Origin of the sequence: Taishania pollutisoli, assembly GCF_014518315.1 — a bacterium.
Taxonomy (GTDB): Bacteria; Bacteroidota; Bacteroidia; order Flavobacteriales_D; family Crocinitomicaceae; genus Taishania; species Taishania pollutisoli.
In genome coordinates this window covers 64,238-84,454 of record NZ_JACVEL010000009.1, presented here as the reverse complement: position 1 = coordinate 84,454, position 20,217 = coordinate 64,238, and the positions used below count along the sequence as shown (strand labels likewise).

Genomic DNA, 20,217 nt, shown 5'->3' with positions numbered 1-20,217 from the left:
CTGTTAAACACAAAAAAATAAAACAAGAAACAACTAAATTTTTAAAACATGAAAAACACAACCAAAATGATCGCGATGGGGCTATTTACAGTGAGCCTGGCAATTTCAGGAGCAACGTACGCTCAGGGAACTTCCAAAGAAAAAACTGTAACTGTAGGGGGAGCACCAATGTACCCTTCTAAAAACATTGTTGAGAATGCAGTCAATTCAAAAGACCACACAACACTTGTTGCTGCAGTAAAAGCTGCCGGGTTAGTGGAAACATTATCCTCTGAAGGCCCTTTCACTGTTTTCGCACCGACAAATGCAGCATTTGATCAATTACCAAAGGGAACTGTGGAAACATTGGTTAAACCGGAAAACAAAGCACAATTGACAAGCATTCTGACTTATCACGTTATTGCAGGGAAATTCAACGCGAAAGACTTGATGGATGCAATTAAAAAAGGAGAAGGAAAAGCAGTGATGAAAACTGTACAGGGAGAAGCGTTGACTTTCTGGATGAAAGATAAAGCACTTTATGTGCGAGACAGTAAAGGGAATGATGCTAAAGTTACAATTGCGGATGTGAATCAATCCAATGGAGTGATCCACGTCATCGACAAAGTATTGATGCCTTAGTTTTACTCTAGACCACTAATCACGGCAGCCTGGTAAGTAATTTATCAGGCTGTTTTTGTTTGCCTAAAAAACACTACAGATGACGAGAATTATATTTTTATAGTTGAATACCGTACTATCGCTATATCGTAATATTACGATAAGGCAATGATGCATTATACCAAAAATGTGAATAAATTTGCAGTATGATTATTTACAATGTTACTGTCAATATCGACAAAGACGTTCATGACGAATGGTTAGAATGGATGCGTTCAAAGCACATTCCCGATGTCATGAGTACCGGCTGTTTCGTTGAAAGCCGTATTGCGCGCATTCACGGAGAAGAAGAAGGTGGCATGAGTTACGCTATTCAGTACGTCGCTCCTACGCAGGATCAATTTGATGTTTACCAACAATTGTTCGCTCCGAAGTTGCAACATGAACACACGACAAAATACCAGGGGCGATTTGCAGCGTTCCGGACAGTATTATCCATCGTTGAAGAATTCAAGCCATGACGGTAAGAGCAAAAAAACACCTGGGGCAACACTTTTTGACCGATAAAAATATTTGTCGAAAAATAGCAGATCAGTTTCAATACCATCAGGGATGTAAACGTGCACTGGAAATTGGTCCGGGGACAGGCGCGCTGACTGAGTACCTGTTGCAACAACCGGAAACAGACTTGTCTGTTATGGATGTCGACAGTGAATCCATTGATTACCTGAACGAACATTTTCCTCAACTGAGCGGACGTATTTATAAAAAAGATTTCCTTCGCGTTGACCTGGAAGAAATTATGGGTAAAGAACCGTTTGCGGTTGTCGGGAATTTCCCGTACAATATTTCTTCACAGATTTTATTTAAGTGCCTGGATTACCGAAATCAGGTACCTGAAATAATGGGAATGTTTCAGAAAGAAGTGGCAGAACGTGTAGCTGAAAAACCAGGATCCAAACAATACGGAATCATCAGCGTATTATTACAAACTTTTTACGACATCGAATACTGCTTTACTGTTGATGAACATGTATTCAACCCACCCCCAAAAGTAAAATCGGGGGTCATCCGATGTACAAGAAATGAACGAAAAGCACTTCCATGTGACGAACAATTATTCATTCAGGTTGTAAAAGCAGGATTTAATCAACGGCGAAAAACGTTACGTAACTCACTGAAAAAACTGATCAACAATCCGGATTTTGATCATGAGTACCTTTCACTCCGCCCCGAAGTATTGAGTGTGGAGCAATTTATAGAACTGACATCCTGCATTTACGAAGCGGGAAAACAATAAATTAACAATTTCAAAAAGAGTTATCAACACTTTTTCATTGCGTGCAAACTCCAACTATATTTGCGCCAAATTTTGCTAACATGAAAAAGTTCTTCAAGGTTTGCTACAACATTCTCCTTTATGGATTTGCCATTGCCGGTTTCGGTTTGATTATGAGCTATATGGCTATTCAATTCAAATGGACCAATCAAAAAGGGAGTGTGGATCAAAACAGCCGGTATCTGCACGATATCAATGAAAAATATAACGGAAAGAGTACAGCGATGCATTCCTCCTCTGAAATGGAAGAGAAAATTGCGGTATTCAAGCGCATTGAATTGTTGAATCGATTCTACCCCGTCAATGCCGAATACATTGTTCATGCACTTGAGAAAGGAGATACAATTACTGAGATTTCACGTATGCTGGATGCCGTAGATTTGGTCTTGAAAGACGATGCTAATTATCAGAAAGCATTGAAGCGATTGTCTAATGAACAAAAAACAGGTTCCGGAAGAAATAAACGGACTGCTTTTGAATGGATGAACATTGATGAATGGGAAATTTTTAAGGAAGCAGTTGCAAAAGATAAACACCTGATTGATTCTGTAGCAAAAGTTACGGGAGTAGAAGAACGATTGATTGTAAGTTGTCTTGTCGGGGAACAGATCCGTTTGTTCAATTCCAATCGTGAGGCCTTCAAACAATGGATCGGTCCGCTTAAAATTTTGTCTGTTGAAAGCCAGTTCTCATTTGGTGTGACGGGAATCAAAGAACATACTGCACAAAAAATTGAACGGTTGCTGAAGGATCCCACAAGTGAGTTTTATCTGGGACAGGAATACGAACATCTGCTCGATTTCAAAACTGAAGATCCTGCTACGGAGCGTATTTCACGACTGACTTCATTCAGAAATCATTATTATTCCTACCTGTATGCCGCCATTTTCCTGAAACAAGTGAAATTACAATGGGAAAAAGCAGGATACCCGATTGAACAACGACCTGAAATTCTTGCTACATTATTTAATGTCGGCTTCCCTCAATCCAATCCGAATGCAGATCCGAAAGTAGGAGGTTCAACGATAAAAATCCACGAGGTTCCGTATACTTTCGGAATGATCAGCTATCAATTTTATTATTCAGGCGAATTGTATGATCTCTTCCCTATTCGTGGCAAAAAATTTGATTGGAATAAAACCGGTCAGGTATTGAATGAACTATGATAAAAAAGAAGGAAGTGATCATAAAACGGTTGTTGTTGGTTGTATTAACAATCCCTTTTGTATCTTGCTCACAACAGGGCGATTCGGTGACAATCAATCGACCTGACTCGTTAACAGCTGATACAATTCCCATCACGGCGTTCTACAATCCGGATTATTACAATCGCTTTCACAATCAATGGGTGCAACTGGAAAGCGGCTTGGAATACATTGAGAAAGATGCTCCTAAAAAAGCAAGTGTTGGAGATTCCCGGATCAGTATTTTAAAAATCAATCCGGAAAAATTCAAATTTGAACTGCTTTCGGCTTCGCAATTTGACTCCACTTCCTTGTGCGTCAATGACTGGGCGGAAAAATTCAACCTGCATGTGGTCATCAACGCCGGAATGTACGATTTGAGACGACAACTTTCAAGCAAAGGGTTATTGCAAAACAGCCTGGAATATGCCAATAATCCAAAATTGTATGAGGGGTACAACATGATTATTGCCTTTAACCCATTAAAGGAAAACCTTCCTGAATTTGATATCATTGATTTAAAATGTACCGATATTTCAGTTGTAAAACGCAATTATGCTTCTCTTGCACAGGGAATGCGAATGATTGATTGCAGCGGAAACCCGATGAGCTGGAATAAAAACCCACAGTGGTGTAGTCAACTCATTGTTGCTAAAGACCAATACCAATCTATTTACTTCATTTTCACGCGATCACCGTATTCACATAACGAAATGATCGATTTTATGGTCAATTTTGAAGAACCGTTACTCAATGCCATCTATATGGAAGGCGGGCCACAAACCAGTTTATTCATTGATACCAAAAATGACCGCATTGAAAAATTAGGAAGCTACGTATCAAAAACTTATGCAACTGACAAGAACGCTGAATTCTGGGGGCTTCCGAATGTGATTGGAATCCGGAAGAAGTAAGAGGAACGATGATTCTGCTATGCGACATTGATATTAACAATCCGTTTATGAAAAATAAGCTTAAAAAAAAATCAATGATTCAAAAAAATATTGCTTTCTTTGCTAAACAAAATTAAAGAACATGACACTTACAGAATTTTTTTGGGGAATTGGAGACGGATTGACATTTTTACTTTCAATTTTGGATGAAAATGTAGGATTTACTGCGTTTTTTAACACATTCCTTATCCTCTTAGGATTTTTTGGTATGTTTTATTGGTTACGCCACCAGATAAAATACAACAAACAAGCAGAAAACAATCCGAATCAATTGAAGTAATCGGAAAATAATATGTGTAAAAGGTTGCTGTTCAGGCAACCTTTTTTATTTTTAGGCCTGATGAATACGTTTATTATTACCGCAGGAGGAATTGGCAAACGAATGGAAAGTGATCTTCCAAAACAATTCCTGTTGCTGAAAGGGAAACCTGTTCTGTTACGTACATTAGAGCGGTTTTATGAAGCTGATCCTACTGCGCAGATTTTCATCACACTTCCAAACGATTGGATCGACTACTGGAATGAATTACTCAGCAAGTATCATTGTCAGATTCCACATGAAATCATTGCCGGAGGAATTGAGCGCTACGATTCCGTTAACAATGCGTTGAAAAAATCTACCGGAACGATCATTGGAGTTCACGACGGTGTCCGGCCACTCGTTTCTCTAAAAACCATTAAGGCTTGTATTGCTGGTGCTACTCAAAAAGGAAGCGGAGTTCCTTGCCTTCCCGCCAAGGAATCCATTCGTAAAATAACACCCGAAGGCTCTTCTTCATGCATTCGACGTGAATATGTACTGGTACAAACTCCTCAATGTTTCTCAGCTGAACTTCTGAAAAAAGCATATCAACTTCCTTATCATTCAGCAATTACAGATGATGCTTCATTGGTTGAGGAATCAGGGGGGATCATCCATCTTGTTGAAGGGAATGAAGAAAATATCAAAATTACCACACCTGTTGATATGAAAATGGCCGAATCATTCTTGTAAGTGCAGACGAACGAACTTATACGATTCTTTTTATCGTGCTGTATTTTTAGATGTAATATCGTAATATCGTAATATCGTAATATCGTAATATCGTAATATCGTAATATCGTAATATTACAATAATACTTTTTATTTATATAAAAAACCGGAGCAATCCACTCCGGTCTCAACTACTATATCATATAATTCCTATTTCAGCAAGTTAACATGTCCGACAAACATTTTACGTTCGTCATTTTCACTTGTTTTGACTTCTATTTTCCAGGTATAGGTACCGGGAGTACACATCGTATTTCCATAATTCCCGTCCCATCCTATGGAAGCATCGTGTGATTCAAAAATCAGTTCCCCCCATCGGTTATAGATCAACAATGTAAAATCAAACGGATCAAATCCGGAAGTAAAGACAGGTTGAAAAACCTGGTTGTATTGATCACCGTCGGGTGTAAATGTATTCGGAATAAAGAATAATAGTTCTTCGATCATTCCAATTTCTCTTGCCGTTGTATCTCTGCAACCGTTCGGAGAAACGGCAATTAAGGTTACTGTATAACTTGCTGAAATATCCGATGGGTATACATGTTCCGGATTCGCTGTTGTTGATAATGGACTGCCATCTCCGAAATCCCAGACATAAGAAGTTGCATTAGCTGATGTATTCATAAAATCAACCCGTGGATCTAAACTGGACAATTTCCCCGGGTTATGTGTAAATGAAGCTTCCGGATATTCATCAATAATTACCACAGCATTCTGATACAACTGATTCACACAACCATACGAAGATTCAGCTTGTAATGTAGCACCATAAATACCCGCTTGATTAAATACATGTGAAATAGGACCACATCCTAAAATTGTTGAGCCGTCATCCAATATCCAAATACAATTCTGAACAGAAGGAGTCGTATTTACAAACTGAGCTATCACCGGGTAACAGTAGCTATCTTGCTGAACGGTAAAACTCAAATCCGGTATTGTTTGGATATCCACAACAACACTATCCTGATTCTGACATCCATTCGCATCGGTTCCTGTAACAGTATATGTTGTGGCTCCGATAACCGGTTCGAAAGCAATCCCATTTACAACATTAGCATCGTTCCACACATAAGTACCACCATTACCAGCTCCGGAACCTGTCAATGTAATCTGATCGTATTCACAGGCATATACATTGGTTCCGGCATCAATGGTCGGCAATGGATTAACTGTCACGGTCATTGTTGTACTATTCAAACAGTTATTTGCATCTTCTCCTGTAACCGTGTACGTTGTTGATGTGCCTGAAGTAAATATAACCATCGCCCCCGTTGTACCACTCAAGTTCGTTCCCGGTGACCAATTATAGTTAACGGCTCCACCCGCTGTAATATTTACTGTTCCGGTTTGACATACAGAAACGTCAGCAGCCGTAATANGTCGGTAACGCATGTACCGTGACTGTTGCTGTTTGAGAAAGCGAAGTAGTACACCCGTTTGCATCTTCAACACCCGTTAATTCATAATCAAACACACCTGAAGTACCTGTAGGAACGGTGAGCGTCGCTTGTCCTGCACCATTTGAAGTCACTGTTTGAGAAGCTCCTCCGTTAATGGTATATGTAAAATCGTATGGCGCAACACCTACACTTCCGGAAAGAGTCAGGGACGGAGCTGCATCATTCAGACAAACGGCCGTTGTTCCGGTAATACTTGCAGTAGGATTCGGATAGACTGTAACTGTAACCGCATCACTTCCCAAACAACCATTCGCGTCTTCTCCGTTTACAGTATATGTTGTCGTTACAAGAGGGCTGACCGTGTGGCTGGCACCTGTCCCCAAACCATTATCCCAGTTGTACAACACACCGCCAGTAGCCGAAATCATAGTTGAAGTTCCCGGGCAAATACTAACATCTGCACTTGCTGTAATCGTCGGAGGTACAGCAACTGTTACTGTCGCATTTACCGGACTTCCCGTACACCCGTCGAAACCTGGCGTTACAGTATATATAACAGTTCCATCAGTTGTCCCTGTCACATTCAAGGTCTGAGAAATTGCATTTCCACTTCCGTTCGAAGCTCCTGTTGCATTGGTTTCAGCAACCGTCCAGGTTAATGTTGCTCCGGAAATATCCGATGATAATTGCAGATTCGGATTACTTCCTGAACACACCAACGTATCGGCAGGAGTTATAATGGCTAATGGAACAGGTTTTGCTACAACTTCAGCCGTATCGGTTCCACTGCAATTGTATCGGTCTGTAACTGTGACAATGTATTCTCCATTCACCGAAGGAACGGTTTGCGTTTGAGTTGTCGCTCCGTTACTCCACGAAAACGTATATGGAAATGAACCTAATATAGGATCATCTGCAGCAATCACAGCTGGTTCATTGGCACATATAATGATATCATGCGTTGTAATTACCGGGCATAAGTTGACTTCAATAATTGATTGAGCATTCGCCGTATTACAGTTCAGGTCATTCCAGAGTCCATCCGGATAAATCTGTGTACACCCCTCATCTCCTCCTGAATTATTAGGCTCTCCAGGTGCCCAGTTTGTGTAAGTAATCGGTGCCTGATCGTACCATACAAAATTTCCTTCTTCTGCTTCGTCATTAAATCCGATCCAGATAACGCCACTTTGCCCCAGGCGGTTTAACTCGTTCATGATACATGTATTCTCAGCAGCACTTTGAACGGAAATCAAGTTGGCTCCCAATGTTTGTGCATATGCCTGGGCACTGCTTCCTGAATGCGGATCCGGATTGAGAAAGTACATACTGCAATCATTGTTACAAACAGGCAATTCGATACACCCCTCATTTAAAAATGTTGTTCGTATCAAATCAATGTCACATGTATTCGCATTCGGATCGGGGCACCCGTATGGATTTGTTCCGTAGTCACACGGACACACATCATACAAATCAGTAACTCCATCTCCGTCAGAATCTGTAGTTGCACTTGTTGTTCCGTCAGCAACCAACAGTAATCCATACGGATTGGATGAACCGGGACTACCATTCGGAAAGTTGTACACAAGTATATCAATGTAATTTACACCAACTACCCAGGGACCATCCAGATGAATGTTTAATTGCGCACCGGGAGCAAAGCTTCCTCCACTGATTCCCTGTGAATTTCCATTGATAAAAACATCAATGATTTGATTATCCACATATCCGTCCAGGTTGAGCACATAATTCCCCTGAACGGTTACACTGTTCCCGTTACAATCAGGTGGTAAATTAATTGTCAATCGGAAATAGCGGTATCCATCTGTTGAATTGGCTGCACAATCACTTTCTGTTCCTGTAATCCAGTTTCCGTTGTTCATTGGTGCCGGAAGAGAAGCCGGATCAACCCACGCTCCGGGAGCACAGTTATTATTGATCAATGTGGGACCATACGTCTGTCCCATCGGATTCCCGGGAATCGTAGAAGACCATGGAGAACACAGCCAGATCGGATCCTGGGTTCCCGGTGCTCCCTGCCCTGTTGAAAGTGTTGCAGGATTTGGAAAAAACTGAGCATTTAAGTTTGCTGATGCAACAAGCAATAGTATCGCAAATAATCGCTTCATAGAAAGTTCATTCATATCGATTGTATTAGTAGCAATTGTTGTTTAGTTATATGTTGAAGTTCGTTCAAACGCATTTAATCTGTTTTCAAGATTAACAAGGTATTTTTATTTTAACTGGCAAAATCAGCCATATACAACTGACAATCAACCTATTTGTTTTTAGTATTATAGATTTCATGCATTATCAGGCATAAATCCACTTTCAAGACGTAACAAAAATAAAAAAGAGGCCTTTAAAAGTGCCTCTTTTTGCATATTTATTGATTTCTTAAAAAATCTCAGCTGCTGTGAAATGAAATTTACCTTCGATTTCAGCATTTTCGTCTGAATCAGAACCGTGCACTGCGTTACGGCCTTTTGACTCAGCATAGTTTTTACGAATTGTACCTTCTGCTGCTTCTGCCGGGTCTGTTGCTCCGATCAATGTTCGGAAGTCTGCAACGGCATTTTCTTTTTCAAGAATTGCTGCGATGATCGGTCCTGAAGTCATGTACTCAACCAATTCACCATAAAATGGTCTTTCCGCGTGCACTTCGTAAAACTTTTTCGCTTGCTCTTCTGTCAAACGTGTATATTTCAATGCTTTGATTTTAAATCCCGCACCAATGATCATGTCAATAATTTTCCCTGCATAACCATTTTCAATCGCATCCGGTTTCAGCATTGTAAACGTTCTGTTTGTTGCCATAATTTCTTTATTTCTTTATATAACTGGGCGCAAAAGTAGTGTAAAGTTTCAAAAAAATGTGATCTAATCTTTTTTTTTATTAATTTATCGGTTAAAATAATTGTGTCTACAGGTTAAATTCTTACGCAAGGCAACCATTGACAAAAGTATGCGTCATTAAATCAGTAAAACGTGGAGAAACGAGTGGATGTACATAAAGTAATTGAGGGATGTTTGCAAAACGACCGCCGTGCTCAGGAGCGGCTCTTTCAACTTTATTATGGAAAGCTGATCGTTGTTGCTCTTCGCTATATCTCGGACAGAGACACTGCTGAAGAAGTACTTCAAAACGGTTTTATCAAGATCTTTGAGAAGTTGGACGGATATGATTTTAAAGGTTCTTTTGAGGGATGGACGCGCCGGATTGTTGCAAATACGGCCATCGACTACATTCGGAAGACAAAAAAGGACCCTTTATTATCCGGAACAGACACTGATTTCGTGTATGATACGGAAGACCCGGTCGTAGAAGCGGAAAACATTGAGAGTATGACACTGAAAGGAGAATTGGCACTGGAAGCAGTCCAACAGTTATCTCCGGCATACAGAACTGTTTTCAACATGTTTGTGATTGAAAATTACTCACATAAAGAAATCGCTGAAAAACTGGGAATAACGGAAGGAACATCAAAATCCAACCTCGCGAAGGCAAAATTGAATTTAAAAGCAATACTAAGTCAACAATTTACCAAAATATACTAAATAAATATGAATAGTAATTTGGACAATAAGTTTAAGGACGCATTTGAGCAGTATGAGTTGCCATACAATCCTGCTGCATGGAATGCCCTTAATAACAGGCTGGATAAGATCCAGCAAGCACCAGGGAATATTCAAAAGCCATCTTCTTCCGGTTCAGGTATGAAATGGATCGCAGGATCGGCTGTTGTGGTAATCGTATCTTCAGCCCTGATTTTCATGTTTTCGACTGATGATTCATCCGGTAAGAATAAGGTTGCTGACGGAATGACTCCGATTGAACAAAGCGGAAGTAATCCCACTACGTCCGGCAATCAACCGACAACACCAGAAACAACTCTGACAGCCAAAGATCATTCGGGAACATCGGTGAATACATCTGATCAAAAGAACGATCGTCAATCTTCCGGGCAAGGTATTCCGGCAGGAGATAAATCATTGCGAACGGAAGCAAAATTACCTGCAACCACTTTTAAAAATACCGCTTCTGATTATACACAAGCAAGCAATCCAACGGGCAAAACTACTGCTTCAGACACATATAAAGCCGACGTTACCGGAGGAACTGTCCATCCGAATGGCGATAATCATAAAGCAGAACTATTTTTTCCGGATATTGACTATACAATTTGTGAGCATTCATCTGCTTCCATTGCGAATAAAAATAGTACTGCTGATTTAATTATTACATCCCCCAACGGAAAAGAACAAGTGATTCCGGCAGGAAAAACAATTAATTACCAGACTGGCGAAGCCGGAGTTTACACAATAACGGCAAAAAAACAGGCAGCAGGTGGTACCTCTTTTATTGTAAAGGAATCTCCAAGAGTTGATTTCATGATGAATGATGAGATTAAATACGAAAACGGAATTCCTTCGATTCCCCTGGAGTCATATTCTGACGCAGCAGGTTTTGAATGGAGTTTTGAAGGAAATTCAATCAAACAATACGGAACAAAAGCATATGCTCATTTCTATAAAAAGGGAATTCATGAGATTACTTTGACCGGGAAAAACAGTTCAGGATGTAAAAACTCCGTTACGAAGTCAGTTACAATAGATGAAGATTACAATTTATTGGCGCCTTCGGCTTTCATGCCTCAAAGTGATGATATCCGCAAGAACAAATTTATTCCAATCGCATTAACAATGCGGAATACGGATTTCAGATTACTGATTATTGAACCAAGAACCGGAGCGGTTATTTATGAAACAACTTCTAAAGAAGGATGGGACGGAATTGACCGAAATACCAATCGAATGGTTGAAGAAAATAAATCATATGCATGGAAAGTTATTTTAGCAACACCTGAACCAGGTGAGCCAAAAGAATATTCAGGTATTGTTGTCAGATTATAATCATCAGCATTACAACTACTTCTATTAGTTGAGAAATATCTTCTGTCGGTTGTCGACAGAAGATATTTTCTTTTTAGTCATTCCATTTCTCATCAGATAGCTGTACATTTGCCACCAGAAATTTGAGTTGTGAAATACTTTTGGATTACTTTAGGATGCATTTCATTAGGATTGGGAGTTTTGGGTATTTTCTTGCCACTCCTTCCTACAACTCCCTTTTTTCTACTCACGCTTTTTTGTTTTTCCAAAGGGTCGGAAAAATTTCACCGTTGGTTTGTATCCACCAAGATGTATACGGACTATATTGAAAGTTATCGTCCGGATAAACCTGTCCCGCTTCGAAAAAAAATTGAAATTCTGGTTTCCGTACTGGTTGTTGTATCTATCAGTTTTTATTTTGTCGAAAACACCTATCTCCGCATCATTCTATCACTGGTTTTCATTGGCCACCTCATTTATTTCGGACTGTTTATGAAAACAAAAAAAGAAACCAAGGAGCATTAAAATTACTCCTCGAATTTCTTAAAAAGGACGCTTGCGATATGTCCGCCAAAACCGAATGTATTACTCATGGCATAATTCAGTGATTGTCGCTCGCCCTTTCCAAGCGGGAAATTGTACACATCTTTATACTCCGGTTCTATTTCTTTTGTATTGATTGTTGGAGGAACGATTCCATTTTTCAGTGCCAGAATGCATGCTATTCCTTCAATTGCACCAGCAGCCCCCAATAAATGTCCTGTCATTGATTTTGTTGCTGAAACAGACAACGATTTTCGTTCCCCAAATACACGTTTAACTGCAATTAATTCAGAAGTATCTCCCTGGGAGGTTGATGTCGCATGCATATTAATATAGTCCACGTCTTCCGGTTTAATCCCAGCTTCACGCAACGCTTCATTCATTCCCAACACAGCACCTTCCCCCTCGGGATGTGTACCGGTCAAATGATATGCATCTGCTGCCATTCCCCCTCCGACAATCTCACCATAAATCGTTGCTCCTCTTTTAACGGCATGCTCGTATTCTTCCAGAATAATAGCTCCTGCACCTTCCCCCATGACAAAACCATCACGTGTAACATCAAAAGGACGTGAGGCTGTCTCCGGAGATTCATTCCTTGTTGATAATGCTTTTGCCGATGAAAAACCTCCAATTGCCGCTTCATTGATTGCCGCTTCCGATCCACCCGTTATAATCATATCTGCTTTATCCCATTTAATGTAGTTAAATGCTTCTATCAAAGCGGTGTTGGATGTTGCACAAGCGGAAACAGGACAAAAATTAACTCCCCGAAAACCGTATTTAATTGAAATAATCCCTGAAGCAATATCAACTAAAATTCTGGGAATAAAAAACGGTGTAAAGCGAGGTGTTCCATCCCCTTCACAATATTCCTTCATTTGATCCTGAAACGTTTGAATTCCGCCATTTCCCGATCCCCAAATAACTCCTACCCTATTTTTATTTAGCTGTTCAATATCAATTTGTCCATGTTGAATGGCTTGTTCGACTGCATAGAGTGCATAGAGTGAAAAACGGTCATACTGTCGCAATTCCTTTACATGAAAATGATCCGCCGGATCAAAATCTTTCAACTCACAAGCAAACCTGGTTTTAAATTTTTCCGTGTTAAACTTTGTAATCGGACCAGCTCCGCTTACTCCATTAACCATATTGTTCCAGAAACTGGTTACATCATTTCCTATTGGTGTCAATGCACCTAACCCGGTAACAACTACTCTTCTCATAGATTTCATATAAACAAGCAGCAAAAATATAAAAAAAGTGCTTATTGAGGTTTCATACAATGACGAAGTACCTTTCAGCCCATATTGCAATATTGCGATATCGTCATATTTTGAAAATGTTAAATTCGAGATTACAGAATCAGAATTTAACACATTGTCTTACCTGAGTTAATCAAAAAAAAAGTACTTTAGCACTCTAATTTCCACATTGATTATGAAAACATTACATACTTTTATTATTCTATTTTTCGCATCTAATTCAGGAATATCTTTCTCTCAATCTTCCTATTTCCCTCCAACTTCAGGAAACACATGGGACACATTATCACCGCAATCATTGGGATGGTGTCAACAAAAAATTGACGCGATGTATAACTACCTTGAAAACAATAATTCTAAAGCATTTGTTCTGTTAAAAGACGGAAAAATTGTCCTCGAAAAATATTTTGGTTCGTTTGATCAAAACAGTACCTGGTACTGGGCGTCGGCGGGAAAAACAATCACTTCATTCATGACTGGCGTTGCCCAACAGGAAGGATATCTATCAATTAGTGATACAACATCTCACTACCTGGGACAAGGATGGACTGCCTGTACAAGTGAACTAGAAGAGAAAATCACTATCCGGCATCAGCTAACAATGACATCAGGATTAGACGACGGAGTCCCTGATAACTTTTGTACATTGGATACATGCCTGATTTATAAAGCCGACGCAGGATCCAGATGGGCCTACCACAACGGGCCTTACACATTATTAGATGGAGTGATTGAAAACGCCACAGGGATGTCTCTTAACAATTATACGACTCAAAAATTAAAAAACCCGACGGGAATGACAGGCCTGTTTTACTCCATCGACTATAATCATGTATTTTTCAGCACCGCCAGAAGTATGGCTCGTTTTGGGCTGCTAATTCTTAATCAGGGGAATTGGAATGGAACGCAGCTTATGACTGATCAAACTTATTTCAATCAAATGGTTACTCCTTCACAACCCATCAATCATTCTTATGGTTACCTGTGGTGGTTGAATGGCCAATCTTCATTTATGATGCCGGGAACGCAACTCACATTTCCTGGGTATCTAACACCTGCAGCGCCGGCAGATATGATCGCTGCATTAGGAATGAACGGGCAATTTATTGATATTATTCCAAGTCAAAATATGGTTTGGATACGGATGGGGGAAGCACCAAACGGAGGATTGGTACCTTATCTGCTACACAATGAAATCTGGGATTACCTGAACGACCTGACTTGTGCCCCTTTAAATGTAACCAATACGTCTTATGAAGAAATAAGTATTTCTCCTAATCCTGCAACGGAATTCATTACAATTCATTCCGTCGATGCAATTCATCACGTAATTATTTGTAGTTCAACAGGTCAAGTTGTTCAGCAAGAGAATAATATTCAAAATAACAGCATTAATATTAAAAGTTTAGATACAGGTATTTATTTTGTTTATACAGAGTCAATTAATGGTAAAAAGGTAATAAAAAAATTATTGAAATACTAATCTCCAAAATTCAACTGTTCTGCATCTCCATCCTGAAGTAACTCATAGGGAGGTTCACATGCAAGCATATCCATTATTCTTAACCGTTCAGGGTACTGCACTGCCGTAACAATATATTTGACAGGTTTTTCTCCAATCCATGACAATTCTATAAATTGCCCGTCAGAAACTATTTTATAGTATACTTTTCTACCTGATAGTACTCGATACTGAGGAAAGTCCTTACATTTGTTGTTCATGAGAAATTAATTTATGAGCCAAGAGACCACGTATACAAAAATAATGGATTTGATTCATAAAAAGGAATTTGAAGCGGCTATAGATGAAGTTGAACATTTAAAGAAAAACTCCTCCGAATCCATCCAACTCATTCTGCTTTCCATTTACTGTAAGGTTGAATGTGGTCGGCTGAGGAGCGCCGCAATTACCGTTTCCAAAGCATTAAAACGTATGCCTGAACATCAATTATTAGGCGAGCTAAAGGTGTATCTATCTGCATTAAAATCCGGAAAAAATCTTCCCAATCCGCTAAATGAGTTTGTACATGCTTTTACAACTTATGCGAATTCTAAAATCCCAACCGATCTGCATCAATTCAACTTGTTAATGGATCAAATTCTAGTTAAACCTTTTATCAAATGACAAAAAGAGAAAAAGCTGATTATATTATCGACGAGTTAGAAAAACTATATCCAGAAACACCTATTCCGTTGGATCACAAAGATCCATATACGTTATTAATTGCCGTTCTTCTATCTGCGCAATGCACTGATGCCCGTGTAAACACAATTACCCCTACCTTATTTAAACATGCCGACAATCCGTTTGATATGATTAAGCTAACCGTTGAAGAAATAAAAGAGATCATCAGACCATGTGGTTTATCCCCCCGAAAGTCTCAGGCAATTTATGATTTATCTCACATTCTCATTCAAGAACACAATGGTGAAGTTCCTCAATCGTTTGAAGAATTAGAAAAATTACCCGGAGTCGGTCACAAAACAGCATCTGTTGTAATGGCGCAAGCATTTAGTGTTCCTTCATTCCCGGTTGACACGCACATCCATCGGTTATTAACCCGCTGGGGAATTACTAACGGAAAAAATGTAGAACAAACGGAAAAAGATGCAAAAAAGCTATTCCCAAGAGAGAAGTGGAATAAATTACATCTTCAGATCATTTTTTATGGCCGTGAGTTTTCCCCTGCAAGGAGTCCAAAGCTAGAAAAAGACTATATTACGCGTACAATCGGAACAAAACAGGCACTTTCAGAATTAGTCTAATTTACCATCTGCAGGTATTCAGTTGTAATAATCATGAATTAAAACACTGATTCCAATTTGTAATCTCGTACAGTCTTGAATAAAATGATTTTACCGCATTAAATCGATCATCCTGTTTTAAATCAATCCTGTCAGAGAGGTGATTCAACAATTTATTAATCTGTTCCAAAGCGAGTTTATTGATTCTGTAAATTTGCTTACTTGTGTTGTTCTCAACAATTAACTTCGTCATTACTAATCCCGCATCTCTTAGTACTTTCAAATGCTGAGAAAGAGTCGACTGAGCAAGGTCAATCTCTTCCATGATGTCTTTGAGCGTAACATCTTCATCGGTTTCGTTTGCAATAATCAACACTGCTTTTAATCGTGCCGGATGTGAAATCGCTTTAGCGAGTTCTGATAATCTGATTAATTCTTCTGTATAAATTTCGAATTTAGTCGCTCCCATAAGGTTCGTTTTAAAGTAGTTATAAATGATTTTTCTTATATAAATTAAGAAACAACTTTAAATATTACAAATTTTGAAGGATTCTTTTTTATAAAACATACTGATTCGAAATTTTTGAGATTTAAGAATATCGTAATATCTTTATAAAATTTCCTATTAATAAAAATAAAAACGGGCAACAAATCAAATTGCCACCCGCTATCATTTTCTTCAACTAACAAGTTTTATTCTTCATCTTCAGATTGAAGCTTAAATCCAAGTCGTTTTCCTGTAGCTGCCTGAGAGTTACTTCCAATTGACTGCATTTGCCCTACATTTAATTCCTGAACCATTTCATATGGTGGAACAAACAAATCAAATTCAAGTGCATACGCAAAAGAGACCTGGATGATGTGTCGAATCGAAGAATCTCTCCATTCACCCTGGGCAAGATCTTTAAACAAAAATCCCAACTGCCCTCTTCCCTCTACAAAAAAGTGAGAATCTTTATTGACAAAAATACGACCGATTAAGTACCCCGGATCATTATATCTGTTTTGCAAAAATGATTCTGCCAGAAAGTTATAGACGTGAATAATTCCAAAAAAACCTCTGCTACTGTCTTCCTGCAAATAAGGACTTTCCCATAGTGGATGTCCATCTTCCAGACGAAATACATTCGAATGGACCTGGTACACCAAAACATCACTTCCGATAAATACCTGAAATTCAGACTGACTCTTCTCAACAATAGACAATCGAATACGCTTATCTTCCACACATTGCTTCAGCAAATCCACTTCTGTCTTTACCAATTCCCTCAACTGATCAAAAGCAGTGTGAGAATCCTCATAAACATCCTGTTTCAAAGCCGATTTTTCCTCCAACAGATTAACTATTCTCTTCGAATTAGGGTGTAACTCTTCAAATACCTTCTGATTCGCCATTTTAATATGCTTTTGAAATTACAACACGCTGTTTGGATGGCTTCCCTGTTACCATACACACACCTTCTCCGGTATGCTCAAAAGGAATACATCTGATCGTAGCCTGTGTTTCTTCTTTTATTTTCGCTTCAGTTTCAGCAGTACCATCCCAATGAGCCAGGTAAAAACCACCTTCTTTGGACAATCGCGTCTTAAACTCTTCATATGTATCAACCGTATGTAAATTATCTGTCCTGAAATTCAATGCCTTTTGATATAGATTATTCTGAATTTCATTGAGCAATTTTACCAGGTGTTGGTCCAGTCCCTCAAATGAAACAACCTCTTTGGTTTTCGTATCCCTTCTGGCAACTTCAATATTCCCGTTTTCCATATCTCTGGGACCCATTGCCAAACGTACAGGAACTCCTTTCGCCTCATATTCAGCAAATTTCCATCCCGGACGACGATTCTTGTCATGATCGTATTTAAACGATACCCCAAGCGCTTTCAGCTTTAAAGCAAGTTCATCAAACTTCTTACCGATGGCCTCATATTCATCATCTGTTTTAAAGATTGGAACACCAACGACCTGAATTGGTGCTAACTTAGGAGGTAAAACTAACCCTTCGTCATCCGAATGTGTCATAATTAATGCTCCCATTAACCGGGTAGAAACACCCCATGATGTTGCCCATACATGATCCAACTTTCCTTCTGAGTCTGTGAATTTCACATCAAACGCCTTCGCAAAATTTTGCCCCAGGAAGTGGGAAGTCCCCGCTTGCAATGCCTTCCCGTCCTGCATCATTGCTTCGATACACAATGTATCGTCTGCTCCTGCAAATCGCTCGCTTTCTGTCTTTCTACCCTGGATAACCGGCATTGCCATGAAGTTTTCGGCAAATTCAGCATACACCCCCAGCATGCGCTCTGTTTCTTCGTATGCTTCTTGTTTCGTTGCATGTGCTGTATGCCCTTCCTGCCAGAGGAATTCAGCAGTTCGCAGGAAAATTCGGGTACGCATTTCCCATCTCACAACATTCGCCCACTGATTAATCAATATCGGCAAATCGCGATATGACTGAATCCACCCTTTATAAGTATTCCAGATAATTGCCTCAGATGTAGGGCGTACAATCAGCTCCTCTTCCAGTTTAGCTTCCGGATCAACAATTAATTTTCCCGGATTTTTCTCATCTGTTTTCAACCGGTAATGTGTTACAATTGCACATTCTTTTGCAAATCCCTCAGCATTTTTTTCTTCTGCCTCAAACAAGCTCTTCGGGACAAACAAAGGAAAATAAGCATTCTGGTGACCGGTTTCTTTAAACATCTTATCTAATTGCGCCTGGATTTTTTCCCAAATCGCATAACCATAAGGTTTAATCACCATACATCCTCTCACTCCTGAATTTTCAGCAAGATCAGCTCTTTCAATCGTTTCATTATACCATTTGGAATAATCTTCTGCTCGTGTAGAATACTTTTGAGACATAGTATTTTTGTTTTTCTTAATTATATGTTAAAAATGGCTCGTTTTTTGCTCCAAGTTTGCAAAGTTACAAAATTCACGTTATCTTTAAGGAAATAAAATTAACAGGTCATGAAGTTCTTAATCCCATCCATTGCAGTCACCGGTTTATTACTCACAGCATGTGCAACAACGGAGTCATTTGTAAATGATGATGTCTATTCTGTAAGACCTAGTGAATTACCTATCGGTGAGTCAACTTCCGATGAAACATCCTATGCATCTTTCAAGAGTAGAAAAACGGGAAATGCAAACGACCGCATGACATATGCTGATGAAATGGCACTCGTCAACCGCCAGAACTGTTTGAATCAATGGAGATGGTATGATGGATGTGGCTGTTCATATAGTGAATGGGCATTGTACAGTAACTATTCTCCTAATAATATATATGGAACAAACCTGTATTGGAGGGGAACAAATTATGCCCGATTCTATAACTATACCAATCCTTACTATTCCTTCGGCGGGTACCATCCGTATGGAGGGTATTGGGGATATCCGGCCAGTTATATGTACCCGTATCATCATGCCCCATACATTATATCTGACCCATGGATGACCCATTATGGAACGGGTATGTTTGTCGGTTTTGGAATGGGATATTCACCTTATGGTGGATATTATGGGTACAATCCGTATAACCCGTATGGTTATTACGGATATGGATACGGAGGTTACGGTTATGGAGGTAATATGAACGGTTGGGGAGGAAATCACACTAATTCCGGGACAACCAGCAATGTAATCAGAGGGCCGAGAGGAACATCCAGCGGATACTACAATCCGACAGGAAGAACTGCCTCTTCTCACACAGTAAAATCCGGACGTGCGTCAGTACCTGTAAATACGGGGAAAGGTGCACCGGTGAGCGTAGGAAGAGCATCTACTGTAACAAAAGAAGTAAGCGGTCGGGAAGTTGTTTCGCGACAACATAGTGGCACTTCTGTTTCCAGAACAAATACAGCCGGCAATAGCAATTCCAGAGTTACATCTCCTGTAACCAGCAGCCCTCAGAGAACGATAAATACTGCTTCTCCTTCCCGAACAGTTACAGATTACCAGAGAGCAACATCAACTCCTTCAGGACGATCGAATGCGAATTATCAAAACTACCCGTCCAGAACGAATTCATCCTCCGGAATCAATACCAGAACACAGGGTTCAGGTTCCATAGAAAGAAGCAATAACTCAGGAGGTTTCGAGCGGTCATCCTCTCCAAGTCAGGGAACATCGATCAGCTCTCCAAGCAGAGGATCTTCCGGAATCGGTTCTTCAGGAGGCGGTGGCGGAAGCAGTCGAAGCGGAAGTTCAGGATCAAGTTCAAGCCCGGGAAGAAGATAAA

General features: G+C 39.7%; 22 protein-coding genes. 14 read left to right on the top strand and 8 right to left on the bottom strand.

The window, feature by feature from the left end:
* Positions 1-48 precede the first annotated feature (48 nt).
* The 7 genes from H9Y05_RS12625 to H9Y05_RS12595 all read left to right on the top strand — a co-directional run bounded on the left by H9Y05_RS12625 (position 49) and on the right by H9Y05_RS12595 (position 5,070).
* A complete protein-coding gene (locus tag H9Y05_RS12625; RefSeq protein ID WP_163492654.1) occupies positions 49-621 on the top strand; it encodes a fasciclin domain-containing protein in 573 nt (190 codons plus the stop codon).
* Between the two features lie 185 nt (positions 622-806).
* Positions 807-1,121 carry a DUF4286 family protein gene (locus tag H9Y05_RS12620; protein WP_163492653.1) on the top strand — a complete coding sequence of 105 codons (315 nt, stop codon included), beginning with the start codon at positions 807-809 and terminating at the stop codon, positions 1,119-1,121.
* Positions 1,118-1,900, top strand: coding sequence for a 16S rRNA (adenine(1518)-N(6)/adenine(1519)-N(6))-dimethyltransferase RsmA (rsmA, locus tag H9Y05_RS12615; RefSeq protein WP_163492652.1), 783 nt, complete (start codon positions 1,118-1,120; stop codon positions 1,898-1,900). Before H9Y05_RS12620 ends, rsmA begins: the two co-directional genes overlap by 4 nt.
* 80 nt (positions 1,901-1,980) lie before the next feature.
* Positions 1,981-3,105 carry a hypothetical protein gene (locus H9Y05_RS12610; RefSeq protein ID WP_216714493.1) on the top strand — a complete coding sequence of 375 codons (1,125 nt, stop codon included), beginning with the start codon at positions 1,981-1,983 and terminating at the stop codon, positions 3,103-3,105.
* Positions 3,102-4,037 (top strand): hypothetical protein, encoded by a 936-nt coding sequence (locus H9Y05_RS12605; RefSeq protein WP_163492650.1) that lies wholly within the window; start codon positions 3,102-3,104, stop codon positions 4,035-4,037. Before H9Y05_RS12610 ends, H9Y05_RS12605 begins: the two co-directional genes overlap by 4 nt.
* A gap of 121 nt (positions 4,038-4,158) precedes the next feature.
* Complete coding sequence (locus H9Y05_RS12600) at positions 4,159-4,356, top strand: hypothetical protein (protein WP_163492649.1); 198 nt, start codon at positions 4,159-4,161, stop codon at positions 4,354-4,356.
* Between the two features lie 60 nt (positions 4,357-4,416).
* The gene (locus H9Y05_RS12595; RefSeq protein ID WP_216714492.1) at positions 4,417-5,070 is read left to right on the top strand and encodes a 2-C-methyl-D-erythritol 4-phosphate cytidylyltransferase; all 654 of its coding nucleotides are present in this window, start codon (positions 4,417-4,419) and stop codon (positions 5,068-5,070) included.
* A gap of 189 nt (positions 5,071-5,259) precedes the next feature.
* On the opposite strand, the gene H9Y05_RS16660 is transcribed toward H9Y05_RS12595, so the two are convergent.
* From H9Y05_RS16660 to H9Y05_RS12580, 3 genes are all read right to left on the bottom strand, one after another.
* Positions 5,260-5,733, bottom strand: a complete 474-nt coding sequence (locus H9Y05_RS16660; RefSeq protein WP_449649467.1) for a T9SS type B sorting domain-containing protein — start codon at positions 5,731-5,733, stop codon at positions 5,260-5,262.
* A 742-nt stretch (positions 5,734-6,475) separates the two neighbouring features.
* The gene (locus H9Y05_RS16655) at positions 6,476-7,840 is read right to left on the bottom strand and encodes a lectin-like protein (RefSeq protein ID WP_449649466.1); all 1,365 of its coding nucleotides are present in this window, start codon (positions 7,838-7,840) and stop codon (positions 6,476-6,478) included.
* 1,072 nt (positions 7,841-8,912) lie between these two features.
* Entirely contained in the window at positions 8,913-9,332 is a 420-nt protein-coding gene (locus H9Y05_RS12580; protein WP_163492647.1) for a nucleoside-diphosphate kinase, read from the bottom strand.
* A 171-nt stretch (positions 9,333-9,503) separates the two neighbouring features.
* Between H9Y05_RS12580 and H9Y05_RS12575 the strand changes: the two genes are divergently transcribed.
* The 3 genes from H9Y05_RS12575 to H9Y05_RS12565 all read left to right on the top strand — a co-directional run bounded on the left by H9Y05_RS12575 (position 9,504) and on the right by H9Y05_RS12565 (position 11,933).
* A complete protein-coding gene (locus tag H9Y05_RS12575; RefSeq protein WP_163492646.1) occupies positions 9,504-10,073 on the top strand; it encodes an RNA polymerase sigma factor in 570 nt (189 codons plus the stop codon).
* 6 nt (positions 10,074-10,079) lie between these two features.
* Positions 10,080-11,429, top strand: coding sequence for a hypothetical protein (locus H9Y05_RS12570; RefSeq protein ID WP_163492645.1), 1,350 nt, complete (start codon positions 10,080-10,082; stop codon positions 11,427-11,429).
* Between the two features lie 129 nt (positions 11,430-11,558).
* A complete protein-coding gene (locus tag H9Y05_RS12565) occupies positions 11,559-11,933 on the top strand; it encodes a YbaN family protein (RefSeq protein WP_163492644.1) in 375 nt (124 codons plus the stop codon).
* 2 nt (positions 11,934-11,935) lie between these two features.
* Here the strand turns inward: H9Y05_RS12565 and fabF are convergent, their stop codons facing one another.
* Entirely contained in the window at positions 11,936-13,180 is a 1,245-nt protein-coding gene (gene fabF, locus H9Y05_RS12560) for a beta-ketoacyl-ACP synthase II (RefSeq protein ID WP_216714489.1), read from the bottom strand.
* 214 nt (positions 13,181-13,394) lie between these two features.
* Between fabF and H9Y05_RS12555 the strand changes: the two genes are divergently transcribed.
* Positions 13,395-14,702 carry a serine hydrolase gene (locus H9Y05_RS12555; protein WP_216714488.1) on the top strand — a complete coding sequence of 436 codons (1,308 nt, stop codon included), beginning with the start codon at positions 13,395-13,397 and terminating at the stop codon, positions 14,700-14,702.
* Here the strand turns inward: H9Y05_RS12555 and H9Y05_RS12550 are convergent.
* Complete coding sequence (locus tag H9Y05_RS12550) at positions 14,699-14,941, bottom strand: hypothetical protein (RefSeq protein ID WP_216714487.1); 243 nt, start codon at positions 14,939-14,941, stop codon at positions 14,699-14,701. The genes H9Y05_RS12555 and H9Y05_RS12550 overlap by 4 nt on opposite strands.
* Positions 14,942-14,984: 43 nt before the next feature.
* Here H9Y05_RS12550 and H9Y05_RS12545 point away from each other — a divergent pair, with 43 nt between their 5' ends.
* On the top strand, positions 14,985-15,344 hold the full coding sequence (locus H9Y05_RS12545) for a hypothetical protein (protein WP_216714486.1): 360 nt from the start codon (positions 14,985-14,987) through the stop codon (positions 15,342-15,344).
* On the top strand, positions 15,341-15,985 hold the full coding sequence (gene nth, locus H9Y05_RS12540; RefSeq protein ID WP_216714485.1) for an endonuclease III: 645 nt from the start codon (positions 15,341-15,343) through the stop codon (positions 15,983-15,985). The genes H9Y05_RS12545 and nth overlap by 4 nt, the downstream gene beginning before the upstream one ends.
* 31 nt (positions 15,986-16,016) lie before the next feature.
* Here nth and H9Y05_RS12535 read toward each other — a convergent pair whose 3' ends face one another.
* The 3 genes from H9Y05_RS12535 to proS all read right to left on the bottom strand — a co-directional run bounded on the left by H9Y05_RS12535 (position 16,017) and on the right by proS (position 18,836).
* Complete coding sequence (locus tag H9Y05_RS12535; RefSeq protein WP_216714484.1) at positions 16,017-16,433, bottom strand: ArsR/SmtB family transcription factor; 417 nt, start codon at positions 16,431-16,433, stop codon at positions 16,017-16,019.
* Between the two features lie 224 nt (positions 16,434-16,657).
* On the bottom strand, positions 16,658-17,359 hold the full coding sequence (locus tag H9Y05_RS12530) for a hypothetical protein (RefSeq protein ID WP_163492638.1): 702 nt from the start codon (positions 17,357-17,359) through the stop codon (positions 16,658-16,660).
* Position 17,360: 1 nt separating this feature from the next.
* The gene (gene proS, locus H9Y05_RS12525; RefSeq protein ID WP_216714483.1) at positions 17,361-18,836 is read right to left on the bottom strand and encodes a proline--tRNA ligase; all 1,476 of its coding nucleotides are present in this window, start codon (positions 18,834-18,836) and stop codon (positions 17,361-17,363) included.
* Between the two features lie 108 nt (positions 18,837-18,944).
* On the opposite strand from proS, the gene H9Y05_RS12520 reads away from it, so the two are divergent.
* Positions 18,945-20,216 carry a hypothetical protein gene (locus H9Y05_RS12520; protein ID WP_216714482.1) on the top strand — a complete coding sequence of 424 codons (1,272 nt, stop codon included), beginning with the start codon at positions 18,945-18,947 and terminating at the stop codon, positions 20,214-20,216.
* Position 20,217 lies beyond the last annotated feature (1 nt).

Coding starts and splice junctions, on each gene's coding strand:
- H9Y05_RS12625 (WP_163492654.1), top strand. CDS start 49: ATGAAAAACACAACCAAAATGATCGCGATGGGGCTATTTACAGTGAGC.
- H9Y05_RS12620 (WP_163492653.1), top strand. CDS start 807: ATGATTATTTACAATGTTACTGTCAATATCGACAAAGACGTTCATGAC.
- rsmA (WP_163492652.1), top strand. CDS start 1,118: ATGACGGTAAGAGCAAAAAAACACCTGGGGCAACACTTTTTGACCGAT.
- H9Y05_RS12610 (WP_216714493.1), top strand. CDS start 1,981: ATGAAAAAGTTCTTCAAGGTTTGCTACAACATTCTCCTTTATGGATTT.
- H9Y05_RS12605 (WP_163492650.1), top strand. CDS start 3,102: ATGATAAAAAAGAAGGAAGTGATCATAAAACGGTTGTTGTTGGTTGTA.
- H9Y05_RS12600 (WP_163492649.1), top strand. CDS start 4,159: ATGACACTTACAGAATTTTTTTGGGGAATTGGAGACGGATTGACATTT.
- H9Y05_RS12595 (WP_216714492.1), top strand. CDS start 4,417: ATGAATACGTTTATTATTACCGCAGGAGGAATTGGCAAACGAATGGAA.
- H9Y05_RS16660 (WP_449649467.1), bottom strand. CDS start 5,733: ATGAATACATCAGCTAATGCAACTTCTTATGTCTGGGATTTCGGAGAT.
- H9Y05_RS12580 (WP_163492647.1), bottom strand. CDS start 9,332: ATGGCAACAAACAGAACGTTTACAATGCTGAAACCGGATGCGATTGAA.
- H9Y05_RS12570 (WP_163492645.1), top strand. CDS start 10,080: ATGAATAGTAATTTGGACAATAAGTTTAAGGACGCATTTGAGCAGTAT.
- fabF (WP_216714489.1), bottom strand. CDS start 13,180: ATGAGAAGAGTAGTTGTTACCGGGTTAGGTGCATTGACACCAATAGGA.
- H9Y05_RS12555 (WP_216714488.1), top strand. CDS start 13,395: ATGAAAACATTACATACTTTTATTATTCTATTTTTCGCATCTAATTCA.
- H9Y05_RS12550 (WP_216714487.1), bottom strand. CDS start 14,941: ATGAACAACAAATGTAAGGACTTTCCTCAGTATCGAGTACTATCAGGT.
- H9Y05_RS12545 (WP_216714486.1), top strand. CDS start 14,985: ATGGATTTGATTCATAAAAAGGAATTTGAAGCGGCTATAGATGAAGTT.
- nth (WP_216714485.1), top strand. CDS start 15,341: ATGACAAAAAGAGAAAAAGCTGATTATATTATCGACGAGTTAGAAAAA.
- H9Y05_RS12535 (WP_216714484.1), bottom strand. CDS start 16,433: ATGGGAGCGACTAAATTCGAAATTTATACAGAAGAATTAATCAGATTA.
- H9Y05_RS12530 (WP_163492638.1), bottom strand. CDS start 17,359: ATGGCGAATCAGAAGGTATTTGAAGAGTTACACCCTAATTCGAAGAGA.
- proS (WP_216714483.1), bottom strand. CDS start 18,836: ATGTCTCAAAAGTATTCTACACGAGCAGAAGATTATTCCAAATGGTAT.
- H9Y05_RS12520 (WP_216714482.1), top strand. CDS start 18,945: ATGAAGTTCTTAATCCCATCCATTGCAGTCACCGGTTTATTACTCACA.